The organism is Janibacter sp. CX7 (assembly GCF_024362365.1).
GTDB lineage: Bacteria > Actinomycetota > Actinomycetes > Actinomycetales > Dermatophilaceae > Janibacter.
The window spans coordinates 2,559,070-2,577,060 of sequence record NZ_CP101464.1; the positions used below are offsets into that span (position 1 = coordinate 2,559,070).

The following is a 17,991-nucleotide window of genomic DNA, read 5'->3' on the forward strand; positions in this document are numbered from 1 at the left end:
CCACGTTCCCTGAGTAGGTTGCGCAGCAACCGTCTCGAAGGGTCAGTCGTCGAGCCCGATCTCGTGGTGCTGCGGCGCCATCTGATCGCGCAGCGCGGCCATGGCGCCCCCGAGAGCGGCGAACTGCTCGGGCGTCAGGACGTCGACGAGGTGACGGCGCACCGAGGCGACGTGCTGCTCGGCGATGCTCTCGAGGGCCTCGCGCCCCGCGTCGGTCAGCGAGATCTCGACGCCACGACCGTCGTCGGTCGACCGGCACCGCTCGACCCAGCCACGCTTCTCGAGGCGGGCCGCGGTGTGCGTCACGCGCGAGCGCGACTGGATGATGTCGTCGGCCAGGCGCGACATGCGAGTGCGCTGGTCGGGCGACTCCGAGAGCATCGACAGCAGCTCGTACTCGGTGAGCTGGATCCCGAGCGGCGCGAGGTCGTCGACGAGCGCCCGCTCGAGCAGACGCGAGCCGCGCAGGTAGGCACGCCAGTGCTTCTGCTGGTCGTCGTCGAGCCAGACCTCGTCCATCACAGCCGCCCGGCGAGCTCGAGGGCGAAGTAGGTGAGGACGATCTGGGCGCCGGCCCGCTTGATGTGCAGCACCGACTCCATGACGGCGGCATCGCGGTCGATCCAGCCGCGCTCGGCGGCCGCGACGATCTGCGCGTACTCGCCGGAGATCTGGTAGGCCGCGACGGGCACCGGCGAGACCTCGGCGGCCGCGGCGATGACGTCAAGGTGCGGCTGCGCCGGCTTGACCATGATGATGTCGGCGCCCTCGGCGAGGTCGAGCTCGATCTCGCGCAGCGCCTCGGTCGCATTGGCCGGGTCCTGCTGGTAGGTCGCGCGGTCGCCGCTCAGCGAGGACTGCACCGCCTCGCGGAAGGGTCCGTAGAGCGCCGAGGTGTACTTCGCCGCATAGGCCAGCACGAGGGTGTCGGTGTGGCCGGCCGCATCGAGCGCGGCGCGGACGTGGGCGACCTGGCCGTCCATCATCCCGGACAGGCCGAGGACGTGGGAGCCGGCCTCCGCCTGGGCGAGCGCCATGTCGGCGTAGCGCTCGAGGGTCGCGTCGTTGTCGACGACGCTGCGCCCGTCGAGGGTCGTCGTGAGCACGCCGCAGTGACCGTGGTCGGTGAACTCGTCGAGGCACAGGTCGGTCATGACGACGAGCCGGTCGCCGACGGCATCGACGACGGCGCGGGTGGCGATGTTGAGGATCCCCTGCGGGTCGTCGGCGCCGGAACCGCGGGCGTCCTTGGCCTCCGGCACGCCGAAGAGCATGATCCCGCCGATGCCCGCTTCGACGCAGGCGCGGGCCTCGTCGACGAGCGACTCGAGGGTGTGCTGGACGACGCCCGGCATCGAGGTGATCTCCACCGGCGCGTCGATGCCCTCGCGGACGAAGACCGGCAGGACGAGGTCGGCCGGGTGCACCCGGGTCTGCGCCACGAGACGACGAAGGGGGATGCTCCCCCGCAGTCGTCGCGGCCGGACGACGGGCCCGGTCACCCCTTCGCCTTCCGCCGGGCGGTGGACTTCTTGCGCCGCTGGCTGGGTCGCATGGGCTCCTCGCCGGACTCGGCCGCCGCAGCGGCGAGCTCGCGGCCGTGCTCGGCCAGGGCCTCGACGAGGCTGTCGCCGGTGGCCTCGGGGGCGAGGACGTCGACCCGCAGGCCGGCCTCCTCGGCGGTCTTGGCCGTGGCCGGCCCGATGCAGGCGATGACCGTCGACGGGTGCGGCTTGCCGGCGATGCCGACGAGGTTGCGCACCGTCGAGGAGGAGGTGAAGACGACGGCGTCGAAGGCGCCCTGCTTGATGGCGTCGCGCACCGGCGCCGGCGGCGGGGTCGCCCGGACGGTGCGGTAGGCGGTGACGTCGTCGACCTGCCAGCCCATGTCCTGCAGACCGGCGACGAGGGTGTCGGTCGCGATGTCGGCGCGGGGCAGGAAGACGCGGTCGATGGGGTCGAGGACCTCGTCGTAGGGCGGCCACTCCTCGAGGAGGCCGCGGGCGGACATCTCGCCGGTCGGCACGAGGTCGGGCTCCAGGCCCCACTCGCGCAGGGCGTCGGCCGTCACGCCACCGACGGCGGCGATCTTGAGGCCGGAGAAGGCGCGGGCGTCGAGGCCGAACTCCTCGAACTTCTCCCGGATCGCCTTGACCGCGTTGACCGAGGTGAAGCCGATCCACTGGTAGCGACCGGTGACGAGGCCGCGGACGGCCCGCTCCACGGCCTGCGGGGTGCGCGGCGGCTCGACGCTGATCGTCGGGACGACCTCGCTCGTCGCGCCGTGGCCGAGCAGCTGCTTGGTCATCGGGCCGGCCTGGTCCTTGGTGCGCGGGATGAGCACGCGCCAGCCGTAGAGCGGCTTGGTCTCGAACCACGAGAGGGCCTCGCGCATGGCGACGGTCGAGCCGATGACCGCGAGGATCGGCTCCTCGAGATCGTGCAGCGCGTCGGCGGCCTCCTCGAGCGTCGTCTGGCGGGTGGCCTGCTGCGTCGTCGTGCCGCCCCGGGTCAGCGCGACGGGGGTGTCGGCGGCGCGGCCGGCGGCGACGAGCTCGCCGAAGGCGGGCCCGAGGTGCTCGGGCAGCCCGAGGAGCACGAGGGTGATGTCGTCGGAGACCGAGGCCGACAGGTCGGCACGCTTCGCACCGCTCAGGCTGATGACGTGCAGGGCACCGGTCCCCCGCGCCGTGAGGGGCACTCCGGCGTAGGTCGGCACGGCGCTCACCGAGGAGACGCCCGGCACGACGTCGAAGTCGATGCCCGCCTTGACCAGGGCCTGCGCCTCCTCGGCGAGGCCGTTGAAGGTCGCCGGGTCGCCGTCCATGAGTCGCACGACGAGCCCGCCCTTGTGCGCCTTGGCCGTCTTGACGACGAGCTTGGCGCGCGAGGCGTGGGTCAGCTGCTGACCGTGTTCGCCGTGGCTGGCGTCGACGACCTCGACCTCGTCGGTCGTCATCGAGGCGACGATCGCCTCGTTGGTCAGCTGGTCGGTGATCACCGCGTCCGCGCGCCCGAGCAGGTCGACGGCGGCGACGGTCATGAGTGACGCGTCACCCGGTCCGGCGCCGACGAAGGCGACGCGGGCCGGCCGGCGAGCGGCGGTGGTGGCGGCGGTGGCAGTGCGCTGGGGGGTCACTGGGCATGCTCCGAAGCGGTCGTGGGGTGGGTGGCGGACAGGTCGGCGATGGCGGGCGCGCCATCGGCGACGAGGGTGCGGGCGAGGCTGCGGCCGAGGTCCTCGGCCTGCTCGAGGGGGCCGGTTGCCGACCGACGCAGGTCGGCGGTGCCGTCGGTCGCGGCGACGACGGCCCGCAGCGAGAGCACCGGGCCGTCGACGTCGTCGACGACCTCGGCGAGAGCACCGACGGGCGCGGCGCAGCCGGCCTCGAGCTCGGCGAGGATCGCCCGCTCGGCGGTGACGGCGGCGCGGGTGTCGGCGTGGTCGAGGGGACGAAGGGCGGCGAGCACCGCCTCGTCGTCCTCCCGGCACTCGACGGCCAGGGCGCCCTGGCCGGGCGCGGGCAGCATCTGGATCGGGTCGAGCACCTCGGTGACCCGCTCGCGCATGGCGAGCCGGGTCAGGCCGGCGTGGGCGAGCACGATCGCGTCGAGCTGCTCGTCGCCGGGGCCGACCATGTCGAGGCGGGTGCCGAGGTTGCCGCGGATGTCGCGGAACTCGAGCCCGAGGCCGAGGGCGGCGAGCTGCGCCCGCCGGCGCGGCGAGCCGGTGCCGACGACGGCTCCCTCGCCGAGCTCGCCGAGGGTGAGCCCGTCGCGGGCGCAGAGGGCGTCGCGGGGGTCGACCCGGGCCGGGATCGCGGCGATGACCAGCCCCGGCTCGGGGGCCGTCGGCAGGTCCTTGAGCGAGTGGACGGCCAGGTCGATCTCGCCGTCGTGGAGGGCCTGGCGCAGGGCACTGGCGAAGACGCCGGTGCCGCCCATGCTCGCGAGCGAGGCGCGGTTGGTGTCGCCCTCGGTGACGATCTCGACGAGCTCGACGTCGTGGCCGGCGGCCCGCAGGGCGTCAGCGACGTGGCCGGCCTGGGTCGTGGCCAGGGCGGAGCGGCGGGTGCCGAGGCGAAGGGAGGTCACAGCGCACCTCCGTCGGAGTGCAGGTCGAAGAGCTGGCGCAGGGCGTCCTGGTACTCGCCGAGGCGGCCGTCGACGGCCAGCTCCTTGGCGCGCACCGTCGGCTGGTGGAGCAGCTTGTCGACGATGCGGTGCACGGCGCGGTCGACCTCTGTCCGGTGCTCGGGGGTCATGTCGGGGGCCCGCTGGTCGAGCCGGGCGAGCTCGCGCTCGACGACCTGCTGGGCCGCGGCCCGCAGGGCGCGCACGGTGGGGGCGGCCTCGTGGGCGGCCCGGGCCCCCAGGTGCTTGGTCACGGCGTCGCCGACGAGCGAGCGGGCCTGCTCGACCTCGGGCACGGCGCCACCGGAGCCGAGCAGCCCACCGAGCTCGGCCAGCCCCAGCCGGACGACGCCCGTGAGGCCGGCGACCTCGTGGGCGATGTCGTGCGGGAGCGCGAGGTCGATGTAGGCCTGGCGGCGACCGCCACGCGAGACCTGGGCGTCGGCGACCTCGGCGAGCGAGATCGCCAGGCCGGTCGAGCCGGTGCACGAGATGACGATGTCGGCGTCCGCGAGGGCCTCGGCGAGCTCGTCGAGCGGGCGGGCGGTGCCCTCGAGTCGCTCGGCGAGGGCGAGGCCGCGCTCGTGGGTGCGGTTGACGACGGTGAGGCGCTCGACGCCGCGGCGCACGCTGCTCGTCGCCGCGAGGGCGCTCATCGCGCCGGCGCCGACGACGAGGACGTGGGCCTGCGCGAGCGGGCCGACGTGCTGCTCGGCGGCATCGAGACCGACGCCGACGAGCGACCGGGAGACCTCGTCGATGCCCGTCTCGGAGTGCACCTGCTTGCCGGTGCGCAGGGCCTGCTGGACGAGCGAGTTGATGCTCGGGCCCACGTGACCGCCCGCCTGGCCGCGGGCGAGCGCGTCCCGCAGCTGGCCGAGGATCTGCGACTCACCGACGGCCATCGAGTCGAGACCCGCGGCGACGTTGAAGACGTGGGCGACGGCGGCATCCCCGTAGTGCAGGTCGAGGTGCTCCTTGAGGTCGTCGTGCGTGATGCCCGTCGAGGTCGTCATGGCGTCGGTGAGGTCGGCGACCGCGCCGTGGAACCCGCTGACCTCGGCATAGATCTCGGTGCGGTTGCACGTCGCGACGACGAGGTGCTCCGAGATGTCGGGGCTGGCCTCGGCGGCGGAGAGGATCCGGTCGAGGCTCACCTCGTCGAGCGCGGCCTTCTCCAGCACGGAGATGGGCGCACGTCGGTGGTTGAGCCCGAAGGCGAGCAGACTCATCGGCCGGCCGCCTCCTCGATGAGCTCGTCCGCGACGCCCACGCGCTGCTGCTCGTGGAAGGCGAGGATCTGCAGCTCGGTGGACAGGTCGACCTTGCGCATGTGCACCCCTTCGGGAACCTGGATGGCCGTCGCGGCGAAGTTGAGGATGGAGCTGACCCCGGCGTCGACGAGCAGGTCGGCGACCGCCTGGGCCGAGGAGGCCGGCGTCGCGATGACCCCGATGCACGCCTCGCCCGGGGTGACGAGCGCAGACAGCGCCGCCATCGGCTGGATGACGAGGTCGTCGAGGCTCTCGCCGACGATCTGCTCGTCGCGGTCGAGCAGGGCCACGACCTTGAAGCCCTTCGTCGCGAAGCCACCGTAGGAGGCGAGAGCGCGCCCGAGGTTGCCCATGCCGACGATGACGACGGGCCAGTCGTGGGTCAGGCCGAGGGCCCGCGAGATCTGGTAGGTCAGGTGGGCGACGTCGTAGCCGACGCCCCGCACGCCGTAGGAGCCGAGGTGGCTGAGGTCCTTGCGCAGCTTGGCGGAGGAGACCCCGGCGCTGTGCGCGAGCTCCTCGGACGAGACCGACTGGACGTCCTGGGCGGTCAGCTGACCCAGCGCCCGAAGGTATCCGGGAAGTCGCGCGACCGTTGCGTCGGGAATCTCCCGCTTGGCGGCCTGATCGACGGACACGGCTGGGCTCGACTCCTCTCGCGGTCGTGGGGCGAGCGGCGCCGAACGACCGAACGGCCCCGACATTACGCTCTTGTGAACAAATGCACAAAGTCGTCGCGGTCCGTGGACGGACCGCCGGCGACCACCCCCGGATCAGCGCTGCAGGGCCGCGCGCAGCCGCCCTTCGTCTACTCGCCAGTAGTCGTGCTGGCGGCCGTCGACGAAGGTCACCGGCACCTCCTCGGTGTAGCGCGCGAGCTGCGGGTCGGCATCGATGTCGACCTCGGCGAAGCTGTCGCCGGTCTCGGCGACGACGCGCGCGATGACCGCGCGGGCCTCGTCGCACAGGTGGCAGCCCACGCGGCCGACCATGACGACGCGGGCATCGGGCAGTGCGGGCACCGGACCTCCTAGAAGAAGACGGAGCGGCGGGTGACGAGCACCGAGTAGAGCGTCTGCTGGATCGTCTCGCGCACCTGGTCGGTGAGCTCGAAGACGAGCATCGGGTCCTCGGCCGCCGCCGGGCCGAGCGATGCCGTGTCGACCGGCTCGCCGAACTCGATGATCCACTTGCTCGGCAGCGGGATCAGACCCAGCGGGCCGAGCAGCGGGAAGAAGGGTGTGATCGGCGCGTAGGGGGCGCCGATCAGACGGGCCACCGTCTTCATGTTGCCGATCATCGGGTAGACCTCCTCGGCCCCGACGACGGAGCACGGGATGATCGGCACCTCGGAGCGGATCGCCGCGGAGACGAAGCCACCCCGACCGAAGCGCTGCAGCTTGTAGCGCTCGCGGAAGGGCTTGCCGACACCCTTGAAGCCCTCGGGCCACACACCGACGAGCTCGCCGCCGCGTAGCAGCCGCTCCGCGTCGGCATTGGACGCCAGGGTCGCACCCGTCTTGCGGGCGACGTCACCGACGACCGGCAGCTGGAAGACGAGGTCGGCTCCGAGCATGCGCAGGAAGCGCTGCTGCGGGTGGGCGTCGTGGATCGCCAGCTGGGTGATGACCGAGTCGATCGCGACGGTGCCCGAGTGGTTGGACACGAGCAGGGCACCGCTGTCGGCCGGGATGTTCTCGATGCCCCGGACCTCGACGCGGAACCACTTGTCCTTGAGCAGGCGCAGCACCGGGAAGACGGTGTGCGTCGTGAAGTCGCGGTCGAAGCCGAAGTCGTCGACGGCGTAGTCGCCCTTGACCCGGCGCTGGAGGAAGTGGAGCGTCTCCGCGAAGCGCCGCTCCCAGTCCTCCCCCGCCGCCGCGCCGGCGGCCTGGCCGAGCGTGCGCGAGGTCATCTGACCGGCGGACAGGAGCACGGACAGCAGCTCCGCGAGCCCCGGCACGAGAGCCTGCCCGCTCTCCGGGGTGCCCGGGGTCGACGTCGGCTGGACCGGCTGCACCGCGGGCGCCACGGGTCGACGACCCGACGTCGCGGTGCGAGAGCCGCGCGAGCCGGCAGTCGACGAGGCGGTGCGGGTCGCGGCCGTGCGGGTCGAGGTGCTCCGCCGGGCCGGCGGACGACGTCGCGACGTCGTCGGCGTGGCCGCCGGAGGCGCGCCGTCGGGGCCGGGCACGACGGTCAGGCGCGGCGTGCGCGGCGTCGACGACTTCTTCGGCCGGGAGGTCGAGGAGCGCGAGGAGGTGACGGACTCCCCCTTCGCGCTGGTGGTCGTGGGGACCTGGGCGGAGGGTCCGGTGAGCAGCGGGGTCGTGCGCCGGCGAGCGCGCTCGCCGCCGGCCCGGTCCGCCGCCGCGGCCACGGCGCTGGCCTTCTTGGCCGCAGGCTTCTTCGTGGCGGTCTTCTTCGCAGCGGTGGACTTCTTGGCCGGCGTCGTCTTCTTCGCGGCCGACGTCTTCGCCGGAGTGGCCTTCTTCGTGGCCGTCGACGTCTTCGCCGCGGTGCTCTTCTTCTTCGCGCCGGGGGCGGGGGTGCTGTCGGCCATCACTTCTCACTCTCGGGGGCGGACACGGAGCGCATCGCGGCCTCGGCGGCCTTGACCGCCGACCAGCCGGGCTGCGCGAAGGGGAGGCGGTCCAGGACCCGACCCTTGGTCGCCCGCGCGAAGTCCTCGTAGGCGGCGCGCGTCGTGTAGGCGGGCTCGAAGCCCAGGTCCTCACGCATGCGGGTCGTGTCGAGACCACGACCGAAGGTGAGGAAGTCGAGCTGGTCGGAGCCGATGTCGACGAGGCCGAACTTGCGGGCCACGTCGGTCAGGGCACCGGTCGTCGCCTTGGGCACGAGGACGAAGGGGCGGCCGGCGAGGTTGGCGGCCTGGCTGGCGGTGATGATCCCCTCGCCGGCGACGTTGACCGAGCCGATGCCGGGGATCGTCACGGCCCGGGCGATTGCGTCGACGCAGTCGTCCTCGTGGACGAACTGCAGCCGCGCGTCGTAGCCGAGCGGGATCGGGATGACCGGCAGGCTGAAGTGGTCGGTGAAGGCGGTGCGGATGCGGGGGCCGATGACATTGGCGAAGCGCAGCGTCGTGATCTCGATGTCGGGCCGCCGGCGCGAGAGGCCGCGCACGTAGCCCTCGACCTCGACGCTGTCGCGGGCCCAGCCCGAGCGCGGCATCTGCTTCGCCGACATGTCCTCGGTGAACATCGCGGGGTCGCGCGGGCTCGACCCGTAGACACCCGCGGTGGACTTCACGACGAGCTTGGTCACCGACTCGGCGCGCTGGCAGGCGGCCAGCAGCTGCATCGTGCCGATGACGTTGACCTCCTTCTGCGTCGCGCGCCCGCCGCCGGCACGTGGCGTGGCGATGACGCCCATGTGCACGACGGTGTCGACGTCGTTGCCGGAGATGATCCGGCTGATGAGGGGGCTGCGGATGTCGGCCCGCATGAACTCGGCCCGGCCGATGCCGTGACGCGGCGGGACGACGTCGACGCCGATGATCCGGCCGATCGACTCGTCACGGCTGAGACGGCGGGCGAAGGCTCCGCCGAGGTGGCGGGAGACTCCTGCGACGAGCACGGTCTCGGGCACCGGGGACACCTTCCTGTGGGCACCGGCCACAGTGGACGTGGCCTGGTCGGCAGCCTAGTCACGCCTGCCGGTCTGCGGCGGCTCGTCCGGGGAGACGGCCATCACGGGACGAGCGTCACGGCACGACGAAGGGGGCCGGACCGGATCGTGCCGGTCGGGCCCCCTTCGTACGGGTCACTTCTTGTTGCGGCGCTGGTGGCGCGTCTTGCGCAGCAGCTTGCGGTGCTTCTTCTTCGCCATCCGCTTGCGTCGCTTCTTGATGACAGAACCCATGCGATGTCCTTCGCTGTCGTGGTCGATGTTGTCGGTGGTGGCTCGAGCGATGCCGATCCTGCACGGGCAGGCCCCACCGAGCTACGAGTCAGACGACAGAGTCTATCCGCTCCCGCGGGCGTCTCGTGCCGCGGGGCGCTGCGAGGACGATCAGGCGGTCTCGATGAACGAGGTCTCGAGGTAGGTGTGCACCGCATCCTCCGGGACGCGGAAGCTGCGACCGACCCGCACGGCCGGAAGGTCACCGTTGTGGACCATGCGGTAGACGGTCATCTTCGACACCCGCATGATCGACGCGACCTCCGCCACGGTGAGGAAGCGCACCTCACCCAGTCGATCGTTCGACATGATCACCTCGATCTCCGCGGAGTCGCACAGCCGACCCCTGTCGGCTGGACGTCTACGAGCCCCGCAGGTGACCACCATAGGGGCAGATGTGACAACTGTGAAGACGAAGGGGGAGATTTCCCCACTCACGTCCACCCGACACGCCGTGATGGGGCGAAGAATCCGCTAGTCGTACCAGACGTCGAGCCCGTGCAGCGGGAAGATCGCCTCCCGGGCGGCCATGATCGCCCGGTCGACGCCGCTGTGCGGGTTGTAGCCCATCGCCCACGGCTGCACCCAGATCGGCAGCTCGCTGTCGGGCAGGTCGCCCATGGTCTCCGGCCCCGGCTGCCCCGAGACGAGGTCGACGTGCTCGCGCCAGGCGGCCGGGATCTCGGTCGCCGCCGGGATCGGCCGGTGCGCGGCGATCGCCGTGAGGTGGGTCCACGTGCGCGGGACGGCGCCGCACACGTCGTAGCCCCCGCCACCGAAGGCCACCCAGCGCCCGTCGCACACCTCGTGGGAGAGCCGGTGGAGGTTGACCGCGGCCTGGCGCTGCGCGTCGACGGTCAGGGCCATGTGGGCCAGCGGGTCCTCGCGGTGGGTGTCGCACCCGTGCTGGGTGAGCAGCACCTGCGGCTCGAAGGCCCGCACGACCGGCATGGCGACGGACGTGATCGCCCGCAGCCAGGGCCCGTCGGTGACGCCCGGCGGGAGGGCGACGTTGACCGCGGTGCCCTCGGCCCCGGGGCCACCGGTCTCGGCGGGCCAGCCCGTGCCGGGGAAGAGCGTGCGGCCCGACTCGTGGACCGAGACGGTGAGCACCCTCGGGTCGTCGTAGAAGATCGACTGCACTCCGTCGCCGTGGTGCACGTCGACGTCGACGTAGGCCACCCGCTCGACGCCGTGGTCGAGCAGCCAGCGGATCGCGGCCGCGATGTCGTTGTAGATGCAGAAGCCGGCGGCACGGTCACGCATCGCATGGTGCATGCCGCCGGTGAAGTTGACCCCGTGCTCGGCCTCGCCGGTCCAGACCCGCCGGGCGACCTCGACCGACCCGGCGACCAGCCGTGCGCTCGCCTCGTGGATCCCGGCGAAGGCGGGGACGTCGTCCGTCCCGATGCCCCAGGTGCCGTCGGCGGTGGTGGGGTCGGCGGAGATCGCCCTGACCGCCTCGACGTAGGCACGGTCGTGGACCCCTGCGAGCACCTCGTCGGAGGCCACGTCGGCGTCGACGACGTCGACGTCGTCGAAGACACCGAGCTCGCGGCACAGTCGCGCGGTCAGATCCAGGCGCACGGGGGCCATGGGATGACCGGGCCCGAAGTCGTACTTCATGAAGTCCTCGCCCCAGATGGCGCACGCCTGAGAGCTCATGCACGGGACGCTACCCCGGCTAGGGTCTGTCACGACCCACCATCCGAGGATCGGAGACACCGTGACGCGCATGCGCCTGCACAACGAGGACGTCCTCGTCATCGGCCTCGGCCGCTTCGGCGGGGCGGTGGCCACCGAGCTGCACCGCCTGGGCAACCGCGTCACCGCACTCGAGCTCGACCCCCGGCTCGCCGAGAGCTATCTGGGCCGCGTCGGCCGCATCGTCCAGGGCGACGCGACGTCGGTGACGACGATCGAGGAGATCAAGCCGCACACCTTCTCCGCGAGCGTCCTGGCCATCGGCTCGTCGATCGAGGCGAGCGTCCTCGCCGCGGTCAACCTCATCGACGGGGAGTCGCCGAAGGTCTGGGCCAAGGCGGTCAGCCCGGAGCACGCCCGCATCCTCAACCGGATCGGCGTGCACCACGTCCTCTCCCCCGAGATCGAGTCCGGCAAGCGCCTGGCCCACCTCATCGGCAGCCGCCTCATGGACTACATCGAGTTCGACGACGGCTTCGCGATCGTCAAGATGACGCCGCCGCAGGAGGCCGTGGGCTTCACCCTCGAGCAGTCGTCGATCCGCAGCAAGTACGGCGTGACGGTCGTCGGCGTGAAGTCACCCGGCCAGGACTTCACCTATGCCCGCCCGGAGACCAAGGTGCGCAGCGGCGACCTCATCATCGTCAGCGGCCCGACCGCGCTCATCGAGCGGATGGCGGCCCGGCCCTAGCTCCGCTCCCCCCGGGCACGACGGCGCCCCTGCTCCCTTCGGACGAAGGGGGCAGGGGCGCCGGTGCGTCGTGGAGTGCGCTCAGGCGCGGTCCTCGCCGAGGGCCATGACGAGAGCGATCTCCTCCTCGGCCTCGCCGTCCACGCCGGCGACCCGCATCGGGCGGCGGTCGTCGGTGGGGCGGAAGCCGAAGCTCGAGGCGAAGGCGACGGCGCGGCCGTTGTCCGAGCCGACCCAGTAGTAGAGGTGGCGCAGGCCCTGGTCGGCGGCGATGCGGGCACCCTGGCGCACGAGGTTGGCGGCGACGCTGCGGCCGCGCCACTGGGGGTTGACCCAGAGGCCGAAGAGCTGGCCGGCGGTCTCGCCCTTGTCCTCGCTCACGGAGCCGATGCTGACGACGCCGACCTGCTCGCCCTCGGTCTCGGCGACGAGGCGGACGCTGCGGTGCATGCGGGCGCGCCAGAAGTCCTCGGGCTCGGCGGCCTCGGTGTCGTGGTCGGCGACGAAGGCCTCGGGAGATTCCTGCAGCGCTTCCAGCCGAAGGGTGCGGTAGGTCTCCCACTCGTCCTCGGTCAGTGCGCGCACGGTGATCTCACTCATGGCGTGAGTCTCTCATCTCGGGCCGCGGAATGCTCCCCCGGGTCATGGAGAATTCACCTCCTCCGGTGTGCCACGGGCCAGTTCGCGCCGCGAGGCGTCAACCGCGAGCGGGCGGATCAGGACAGGGCCCGGCTCATCCGGTCGCACCGCGGAGCGTCGCCGCTGGCTCCGTCGAAGGCGAACCCGGACCGCTCGTAGAAGGCGAGTGCTCGCGGGTTGTCGAGCATGACGTGCAGCCGCACCTCCGCCGCTCCCCCGGCTGCTGCCTCGGTCACGGCGGCGTCGACGAGGGCATCGGCGATCCCCCGGCCGCGCGCGTGGCCGGCGACCCACATGGCGACGATCTCGGGGACGTCGGCGGGGTCGAGCCGCAGGAGCGTCGCGGCGCCGAGCGGCAGCCCGTCGCCGCTCTCGGCGAGGAAGATCGCCTGCCCGAAGAGCGAGCGCCACCTCTCCTCGTCGTAGGCGACCTCCCGGGCGAAGTTGCTGCCGTAGGCCGCCGGCTCGTCGAGGAGCATCGCCAGCCGCACGGCTCGGTAGAGCTGCCAGTCCTCGCCGGTGAGGCGACGGACCGACCAGTCGGTCGCCATCAGCCCGCCCGGTCGGCGCAGGCCGCGACGGCGTCGGCGAGCGCGTGCCGGACCCCGTGGGCCTCGAGGCGGGCGAGCGCCGCGGCGGTCGAGCCCCCCGGCGAGGTGACCTGGGCGCGCAGCAGCGCGGCCTCCTCGCCGGTCTCGACGAGCATCGCGCCCGCCCCGCGGGCCGCCTGCCCGGCGAGGGCGAGGGCGTCGGCGCGCGTGAGCCCCTGCGCGACGCCGGCGTCGACCATCGCCTCGACGACGAGGTAGAAGTAGGCCGGCGCCGACCCGGACAGGGCCGTGGCCGCGCCCTGCTGCGCCTCGGGGAGGACGAGAGTGCCGCCGGTCGGCGCGAGCACGTCGCGCACGAGCTGCAGCTGCCCGTCGGTGACATCGGCGGCGGGGCTGAGCACGGTCATCCCCTGGCCGACGCGGGCCGGGGTGTTGGGCATGGCCCGGACAGCGGCGACCCCGTCCGGCAGGGCTGCGGCGAGGTCGGCGAGGGAGACGCCGAGCGCGAGGGAGACGACGACCGAGCCGGGGCGAAGGGAGTCGCGCACCTGCGCGAGCAGGTCCGCCACGGCATAGGGCTTGACGACGACGAGGTGGACGTCAGCGCGGGCCGCGGCCGCCGTCACGTCGACGACCTCGACCGCGGGCCGGTCGGCGTAGTGCTCGCGCATCTCGGTGGCGCGCTCGGGGGTGCGCGCGACGGCGAGGACCTCCCCTTCGCCGTGTGCGGTGAGGCCGTCGAGGATGGCGCCACCCATCGCTCCGACTCCGTAGATCGCGGTGGTGGTCATCCGTGCTCCTGTCGTCGTGGGTGTGGTCAGGACCGACCGGTGAGCGTCTCGGCGAGACGGCGCAGCCCCGAGGGACGCCGGGCCAGGTCGTGCAGGTGCTCGAGCCACATCGGGCCGTAGGGCACGAGGATGCGCACCCGGTGGCCGGCGTCGGCGGTGCGCAGCTGCAGCTGCGGGTCGGCGCCGAGGAAGAACTGGTACTCCAGTCCCTCGGGTCCTCGACCGGACTGGTCGGCGAGCCCGTCGGCGAGGTCGAGCAGCACCGGCTCGTGGGTGGCGACGACCGTGTGGACGCCGCTGCCGAGCAGGGTCGCCAGGCAGCGCGCGAAGGCGAGGTCCACCTCGTGCGGGTCCTGCCAGCTGCTGACCTGCGGCTCCCCGGTGCCACCGCGCACGAGGCGCACCCGTGCGCCGGTGGCGGCGAGCATCGCGGCGTCGGCCTCGGAGCGGTGACGGCGCGCGACGAGCGAGGTCGTCAGGCGCGGGTGCTCCAGGCGCACCCGCTGGACGAGGTCGAGCAGGGCGTCCATCGCGTGGTCGGGGCCGGAGCGCAGGGTCACGTCGACACGGTGGTCGTCACCGGCCGTGCAGATCCGGCGCAGGGCCTGCTCGGCGCGTGCGGCGTCCTGCCCCAGGCCGAGGTGCTCGGGCGCGAGGTAGAGCTCGGAGTGGTAGTCACCGCCGGCGGTGACGGGGGCGATGCGCTCGATGGCCGTCGTCGCCTCGGTGACCGTCGCCTCGACACCCGCGGCGTCGGTCGCGGCCGGAAGGAGCGGGTGGAGGGCCGCCAGGCGGTTGGTGCGGCGCAGCCAGGCCGCCGTGGCGACGGCGTCGTCGACGTCCTCGCCGGCGACGAACCGCTCCCGAGCGGCCTGGACCAGCCGCGACCGCTCGGTGCGCTGCCGGGCCCCCGGGGCGACGAGCGCGTCGAGCAGGCGCGTGCGCAGGTGGTCGGGGTTGAGGGCACTCACGTGGTCTCCTCCGGGGTGTGCAGGCGGTAGGCCTCGGGCACGACCCGCCAGGTCCGCTCCCTGGCCGGGGCGAGCTCCTCGCCGTCGGCGTTGGCGGCGAAGGCGTGGTTGACCCCGCGGACGCTGACGGTCCGGGCCCGGCGGGTCACGACGTCGTCGAGCTCGGTGTGCGTCCCGCGGCTGAGGTGCAGGGCGTAGCGCAGCCGACGCATCGGGGCGACGGCGAAGGAGACGACGACCTCGGCGCGACCGTCGCCCGGCTCGGCGTCGGGGGCGATCGTCGAGCCACCACCGACGCTCGTGCCGATCGTCGCCGCGACCTGCAGCACGCGCCGGCTGCCGTCGGCGATGACCTCGTCGTCGGCGATCACCTCGAGGTGACGTCCCTGCTGCCCGACGCCGGCGGAGATGCCGCCGATGGCATAGCCGAGGATCCCCAGGTGCACCTTGCCCAGGCGCTCCTTCCACGGGGCGGCGATGCGGCCGGCCTCCTCGCCCACACCGATGTGCACGGCATTGGCCACGAGGTTGTCGTCGTCGTCGATGAGGACGTCCACCGGGCGCACCGGGCTGGCCAGGACGATGCGAGCCGCCTCGGCGGGGTCCTTGGGCAGGCCCGTCGCACGAGCGAAGTCGTTGCCCGTCCCCATCGGGAGCAGGCCGACGGTCGGCGGGTCCTCGCCGAGGTCACCGGTGCGGCACAGGGCGGTGACGAAGGCGTGCAGCGACCCGTCTCCCCCGGCGACGACGACCTCGCGGCCGTCGCGCGCGGCGATCGCCTCGGTGAGGTCGTCGATCGACTCGGTCTCGACGACCTCGACGTCGCCGCCCTCGCGCAGCACGGCCAGCGCGGCCTCCTGGGCCTCCCGGTCGGAGCTGCCCGCAGAGGCATTGGCGATGAAGAGCAGTCGTCTCACGACCGTCAGCCTACGGTCCTGCGCTCACCCGGTCCGGCGGCGCAGGGTGAGGCTCCCGAGGGCGAGGGCCACGACGATCCAGCCGGCGATGACGAGCAGCGGGGTGACGAGGTCGCCGCCCGGGTCGGGCTGCCGGGCGACCGAGGTCGCCGCGTCGACGACGTAGGACAGCGGCAGGACGTCGGAGACGAGCTCGAGCGCGCGCGGCAGACGGTCGCGCGGCACGAGCAGCCCGCAGAGGAGGAACTGCGGCAGCACCGTGGCCGGCATGAGCTGGACGGCCTGGAACTCGGTGGCCGCGAAGGCCGACGCGAGCAGTCCGAGCGAGGTCCCGAGGACCCCGCTCGCGACGACGACGAGCACGAGCCAGGCCGACGTCGCGGCGGTGTCGAGCCCGAGGAGCCACACCGAGACGGCCGTGACGACCGCCCCCTGGACGACGGCGAGCAGCCCGAAGGCGAGCGCATAGCCGAGGACGAGGTCGGCCTTGCCCAGGGGCGTGGTGAGCAGCCGCTCGAGGGTGCCGCTCGTGCGCTCCCGCAGCGTGGCAACGCTCGTCACGACGAACATGACGACGAAGGGGAAGACCGTGAGCAGCACCGGCCCGACCTGCTCGAAGAGCACGCCGTCGGCGTAGATCCACGCGAGCAGGCACATGAGGACGACCGGCACGACGAGCAGGAGACCGAGCGTGCGGTGGTCGCGGGTGAGCTGCCGCAGCACCCGGGCGACGGTGACGAAGGTCAGTCGCGGGCTCATGCCGCCACCTCGTCCACGAGCGCGAGGAAGGCACCCTCCGCGTCGGCGGCGCCGGTGCGCTCGAGGAGCCCGGCCGGGGTGTCGTCGGCGAGGACCTCCCCTTCGCGCAGCAGGACGAGCCGGTCGCACCGGGAGGCCTCGTCCATGACGTGGCTGGAGACGAGGAGCGTCACGCCGTCGTCGGCGAGCCCGCGGAAGAGGTCCCACAGGTCGCGCCGCAGGACGGGGTCGAGCCCGACGGTCGGCTCGTCGAGCACGAGCAGCTCGGGAGAGCCGACGAGGGCCGCTGCGAGGCTGACCCGGCTGCGCTGCCCACCCGAGAGGGCATCGGTGCGCGCGTCGACGTGGCTCGTCAGGTCGACGCGGGCGATCGCCTCCCGCGCCGCGCTGCGCGGGTCCCGCACGCCGACGAGCCGGGCGAGGTGGGCGACATTTTCCCCCACCGTGAGGTCGCCGTAGACGCTCGGCGCCTGGGTGACGTAGCCGACCCGGTGCCGCAGCTCGGGGTGCCCGGCCGGCCGGCCGAGGACCTCGATCCGGCCCGCATCGACCCGCTGCACCCCGACGACCGCACGCATGACGGTGGACTTGCCCCCGCCGCTCGGCCCGAGGAGGCCGACGATCTCTCCCTTCGGCACACGGAGGGAGAGATCGGGGATGACGCGGCGACCACCGCGGGTCACCTGCAGCCCGTCGATCTCGATCGCGTGCGCGCCGACGAAGGGAGCCCGCTCGCCGCCCCGACGACCGCGGGCCGACATCACGACGCCGACTCGGCGTGGGCGGGGCTCGGCTCGTCCGCGAGCTGCCCGAGGTGCCGTCGGGCGAAGTCGAGCGACTCGCGCAGGTCGGCCTCGCGCTCGTGGGGCTTCTTGCGGGTGCCGACCTCGAGGACGACGGCGCCGTCGAAGCCGCTCGTCGTCAGGTGCTGCAGCACCTCGGCGCAGGGCTGGGTGCCGCGGCCCGGGACGAGGTGGTCGTCCTTGAGCGTCGTGAGCATGCCGTCGGCGAGGTGGATGTGGGAGAGGCGCCCACCGAGGTCGAGGACCATCTGCATCGCGTCGCTGCGCGCTGTCGCGGTGTGCGACAGGTCGATCGTCACGTGGTCGTAGGGCTGCGGCACGGGGTCCCAGTGCGGCAGGTAGGCCTGCACCTGCCGGCCGCGGGCGGCCCACGGAAACATGTTCTCCACCGCGAGGGTGATGCCGGAGGCGTGCTCGCGCTCGGCGACGCCCTCGGCGAAGCCGCGGGCGTACTCCTTCTGCCAGCGGAAGGGCGGGTGGAGCACGACCGTCGGCGCACCGACCTCCTGCGCGAGCTCGATCGACCCGTCGACCTTGCCCCACGGGTCGGCGCTGAGGACGCGCTGCGTGAGCAGCAGGGTCGGCGCGTGGATCGAGAGGATGTCGAGCCCGTGGTGGTCGGCGAGCGCCCTCAGCGCACCGGCGCTCTGCGAGATCGGGTCGGCCCAGACCATGACCTCGACGCCGTCGTAGCCCAGGTCCGCCGCCATCTCGAAGGCCGCGGCGGCGCCCTCCGGGTAGACCGAGGCGGTGGACAGGCCCACCGGGATGTGCGGGTGACGTGAAGCCATGCGTCGAGCGTAGACCCGGGGCGAGGCGCTGGCGGGTGGCTC

At 73.0% G+C, this 17,991-nt stretch carries 21 protein-coding genes; 1 reads left to right on the forward strand and 20 read right to left on the reverse strand.

What is annotated here, in order from left to right; translation table 11 throughout:
• Positions 1-42: 42 nt before the first annotated feature.
• The 12 genes from NMQ01_RS12575 to NMQ01_RS12630 all read right to left on the reverse strand — a co-directional run bounded on the left by NMQ01_RS12575 (position 43) and on the right by NMQ01_RS12630 (position 10,997).
• Positions 43-519, reverse strand: a complete 477-nt coding sequence (locus tag NMQ01_RS12575; protein WP_255184261.1) for a MarR family winged helix-turn-helix transcriptional regulator — start codon at positions 517-519, stop codon at positions 43-45.
• Positions 519-1,502 carry a porphobilinogen synthase gene (gene hemB, locus NMQ01_RS12580; RefSeq protein ID WP_255184262.1) on the reverse strand — a complete coding sequence of 328 codons (984 nt, stop codon included), beginning with the start codon at positions 1,500-1,502 and terminating at the stop codon, positions 519-521. Before hemB ends, NMQ01_RS12575 begins: the two co-directional genes overlap by 1 nt.
• Positions 1,499-3,139 (reverse strand): uroporphyrinogen-III synthase, encoded by a 1,641-nt coding sequence (locus NMQ01_RS12585; protein WP_255184263.1) that lies wholly within the window; start codon positions 3,137-3,139, stop codon positions 1,499-1,501. Before NMQ01_RS12585 ends, hemB begins: the two co-directional genes overlap by 4 nt.
• Complete coding sequence (gene hemC, locus NMQ01_RS12590; RefSeq protein WP_255184264.1) at positions 3,136-4,095, reverse strand: hydroxymethylbilane synthase; 960 nt, start codon at positions 4,093-4,095, stop codon at positions 3,136-3,138. The genes NMQ01_RS12585 and hemC overlap by 4 nt, the downstream gene beginning before the upstream one ends.
• Positions 4,092-5,366 carry a glutamyl-tRNA reductase gene (locus NMQ01_RS12595; RefSeq protein WP_255184265.1) on the reverse strand — a complete coding sequence of 425 codons (1,275 nt, stop codon included), beginning with the start codon at positions 5,364-5,366 and terminating at the stop codon, positions 4,092-4,094. Before NMQ01_RS12595 ends, hemC begins: the two co-directional genes overlap by 4 nt.
• Positions 5,363-6,046, reverse strand: a complete 684-nt coding sequence (locus NMQ01_RS12600; RefSeq protein ID WP_255184266.1) for a redox-sensing transcriptional repressor Rex — start codon at positions 6,044-6,046, stop codon at positions 5,363-5,365. Before NMQ01_RS12600 ends, NMQ01_RS12595 begins: the two co-directional genes overlap by 4 nt.
• 135 nt (positions 6,047-6,181) lie before the next feature.
• Positions 6,182-6,400, reverse strand: coding sequence for a glutaredoxin family protein (locus tag NMQ01_RS12605; protein ID WP_255186375.1), 219 nt, complete (start codon positions 6,398-6,400; stop codon positions 6,182-6,184).
• A gap of 38 nt (positions 6,401-6,438) precedes the next feature.
• Entirely contained in the window at positions 6,439-7,971 is a 1,533-nt protein-coding gene (locus NMQ01_RS12610) for a 1-acyl-sn-glycerol-3-phosphate acyltransferase (protein WP_255184267.1), read from the reverse strand.
• The gene (locus tag NMQ01_RS12615; protein WP_255184268.1) at positions 7,971-9,020 is read right to left on the reverse strand and encodes an NAD-dependent epimerase/dehydratase family protein; all 1,050 of its coding nucleotides are present in this window, start codon (positions 9,018-9,020) and stop codon (positions 7,971-7,973) included. The genes NMQ01_RS12610 and NMQ01_RS12615 overlap by 1 nt, the downstream gene beginning before the upstream one ends.
• A gap of 174 nt (positions 9,021-9,194) precedes the next feature.
• Positions 9,195-9,293, reverse strand: coding sequence for a 30S ribosomal protein bS22 (locus tag NMQ01_RS12620; protein ID WP_003792170.1), 99 nt, complete (start codon positions 9,291-9,293; stop codon positions 9,195-9,197).
• A gap of 150 nt (positions 9,294-9,443) precedes the next feature.
• The gene (locus NMQ01_RS12625) at positions 9,444-9,641 is read right to left on the reverse strand and encodes a helix-turn-helix domain-containing protein (RefSeq protein WP_255184269.1); all 198 of its coding nucleotides are present in this window, start codon (positions 9,639-9,641) and stop codon (positions 9,444-9,446) included.
• Between the two features lie 165 nt (positions 9,642-9,806).
• A complete protein-coding gene (locus tag NMQ01_RS12630; RefSeq protein WP_255184270.1) occupies positions 9,807-10,997 on the reverse strand; it encodes an acetoin utilization protein AcuC in 1,191 nt (396 codons plus the stop codon).
• 61 nt (positions 10,998-11,058) lie between these two features.
• Here NMQ01_RS12630 and NMQ01_RS12635 point away from each other — a divergent pair, with 61 nt between their 5' ends.
• Positions 11,059-11,727 carry a TrkA family potassium uptake protein gene (locus NMQ01_RS12635; protein WP_255184271.1) on the forward strand — a complete coding sequence of 223 codons (669 nt, stop codon included), beginning with the start codon at positions 11,059-11,061 and terminating at the stop codon, positions 11,725-11,727.
• An 81-nt stretch (positions 11,728-11,808) separates the two neighbouring features.
• Here NMQ01_RS12635 and NMQ01_RS12640 read toward each other — a convergent pair whose 3' ends face one another.
• The 8 genes from NMQ01_RS12640 to NMQ01_RS12675 all read right to left on the reverse strand — a co-directional run bounded on the left by NMQ01_RS12640 (position 11,809) and on the right by NMQ01_RS12675 (position 17,949).
• Positions 11,809-12,327: a GNAT family N-acetyltransferase gene (locus NMQ01_RS12640; protein ID WP_255184272.1), complete on the reverse strand. Its 519-nt coding sequence runs from the start codon at positions 12,325-12,327 to the stop codon at positions 11,809-11,811.
• Positions 12,328-12,443: 116 nt separating this feature from the next.
• On the reverse strand, positions 12,444-12,917 hold the full coding sequence (locus tag NMQ01_RS12645) for an N-acetyltransferase (RefSeq protein ID WP_255184273.1): 474 nt from the start codon (positions 12,915-12,917) through the stop codon (positions 12,444-12,446).
• Positions 12,917-13,708 carry a pyrroline-5-carboxylate reductase gene (gene proC, locus NMQ01_RS12650; protein ID WP_255184274.1) on the reverse strand — a complete coding sequence of 264 codons (792 nt, stop codon included), beginning with the start codon at positions 13,706-13,708 and terminating at the stop codon, positions 12,917-12,919. The genes NMQ01_RS12645 and proC overlap by 1 nt, the downstream gene beginning before the upstream one ends.
• A 26-nt stretch (positions 13,709-13,734) precedes the next feature.
• Entirely contained in the window at positions 13,735-14,679 is a 945-nt protein-coding gene (locus tag NMQ01_RS12655) for a hypothetical protein (RefSeq protein ID WP_255184275.1), read from the reverse strand.
• A complete protein-coding gene (locus NMQ01_RS12660; RefSeq protein ID WP_255184276.1) occupies positions 14,676-15,596 on the reverse strand; it encodes a diacylglycerol kinase family protein in 921 nt (306 codons plus the stop codon). The genes NMQ01_RS12655 and NMQ01_RS12660 overlap by 4 nt, the downstream gene beginning before the upstream one ends.
• Before the next feature lie 24 nt (positions 15,597-15,620).
• Complete coding sequence (locus NMQ01_RS12665; RefSeq protein WP_255184277.1) at positions 15,621-16,355, reverse strand: ABC transporter permease; 735 nt, start codon at positions 16,353-16,355, stop codon at positions 15,621-15,623.
• Positions 16,352-17,116, reverse strand: coding sequence for an ABC transporter ATP-binding protein (locus NMQ01_RS12670; RefSeq protein ID WP_255186376.1), 765 nt, complete (start codon positions 17,114-17,116; stop codon positions 16,352-16,354). Before NMQ01_RS12670 ends, NMQ01_RS12665 begins: the two co-directional genes overlap by 4 nt.
• Positions 17,116-17,949 carry a sugar phosphate isomerase/epimerase gene (locus NMQ01_RS12675; protein WP_255184278.1) on the reverse strand — a complete coding sequence of 278 codons (834 nt, stop codon included), beginning with the start codon at positions 17,947-17,949 and terminating at the stop codon, positions 17,116-17,118. The genes NMQ01_RS12670 and NMQ01_RS12675 overlap by 1 nt, the downstream gene beginning before the upstream one ends.
• Positions 17,950-17,991 lie beyond the last annotated feature (42 nt).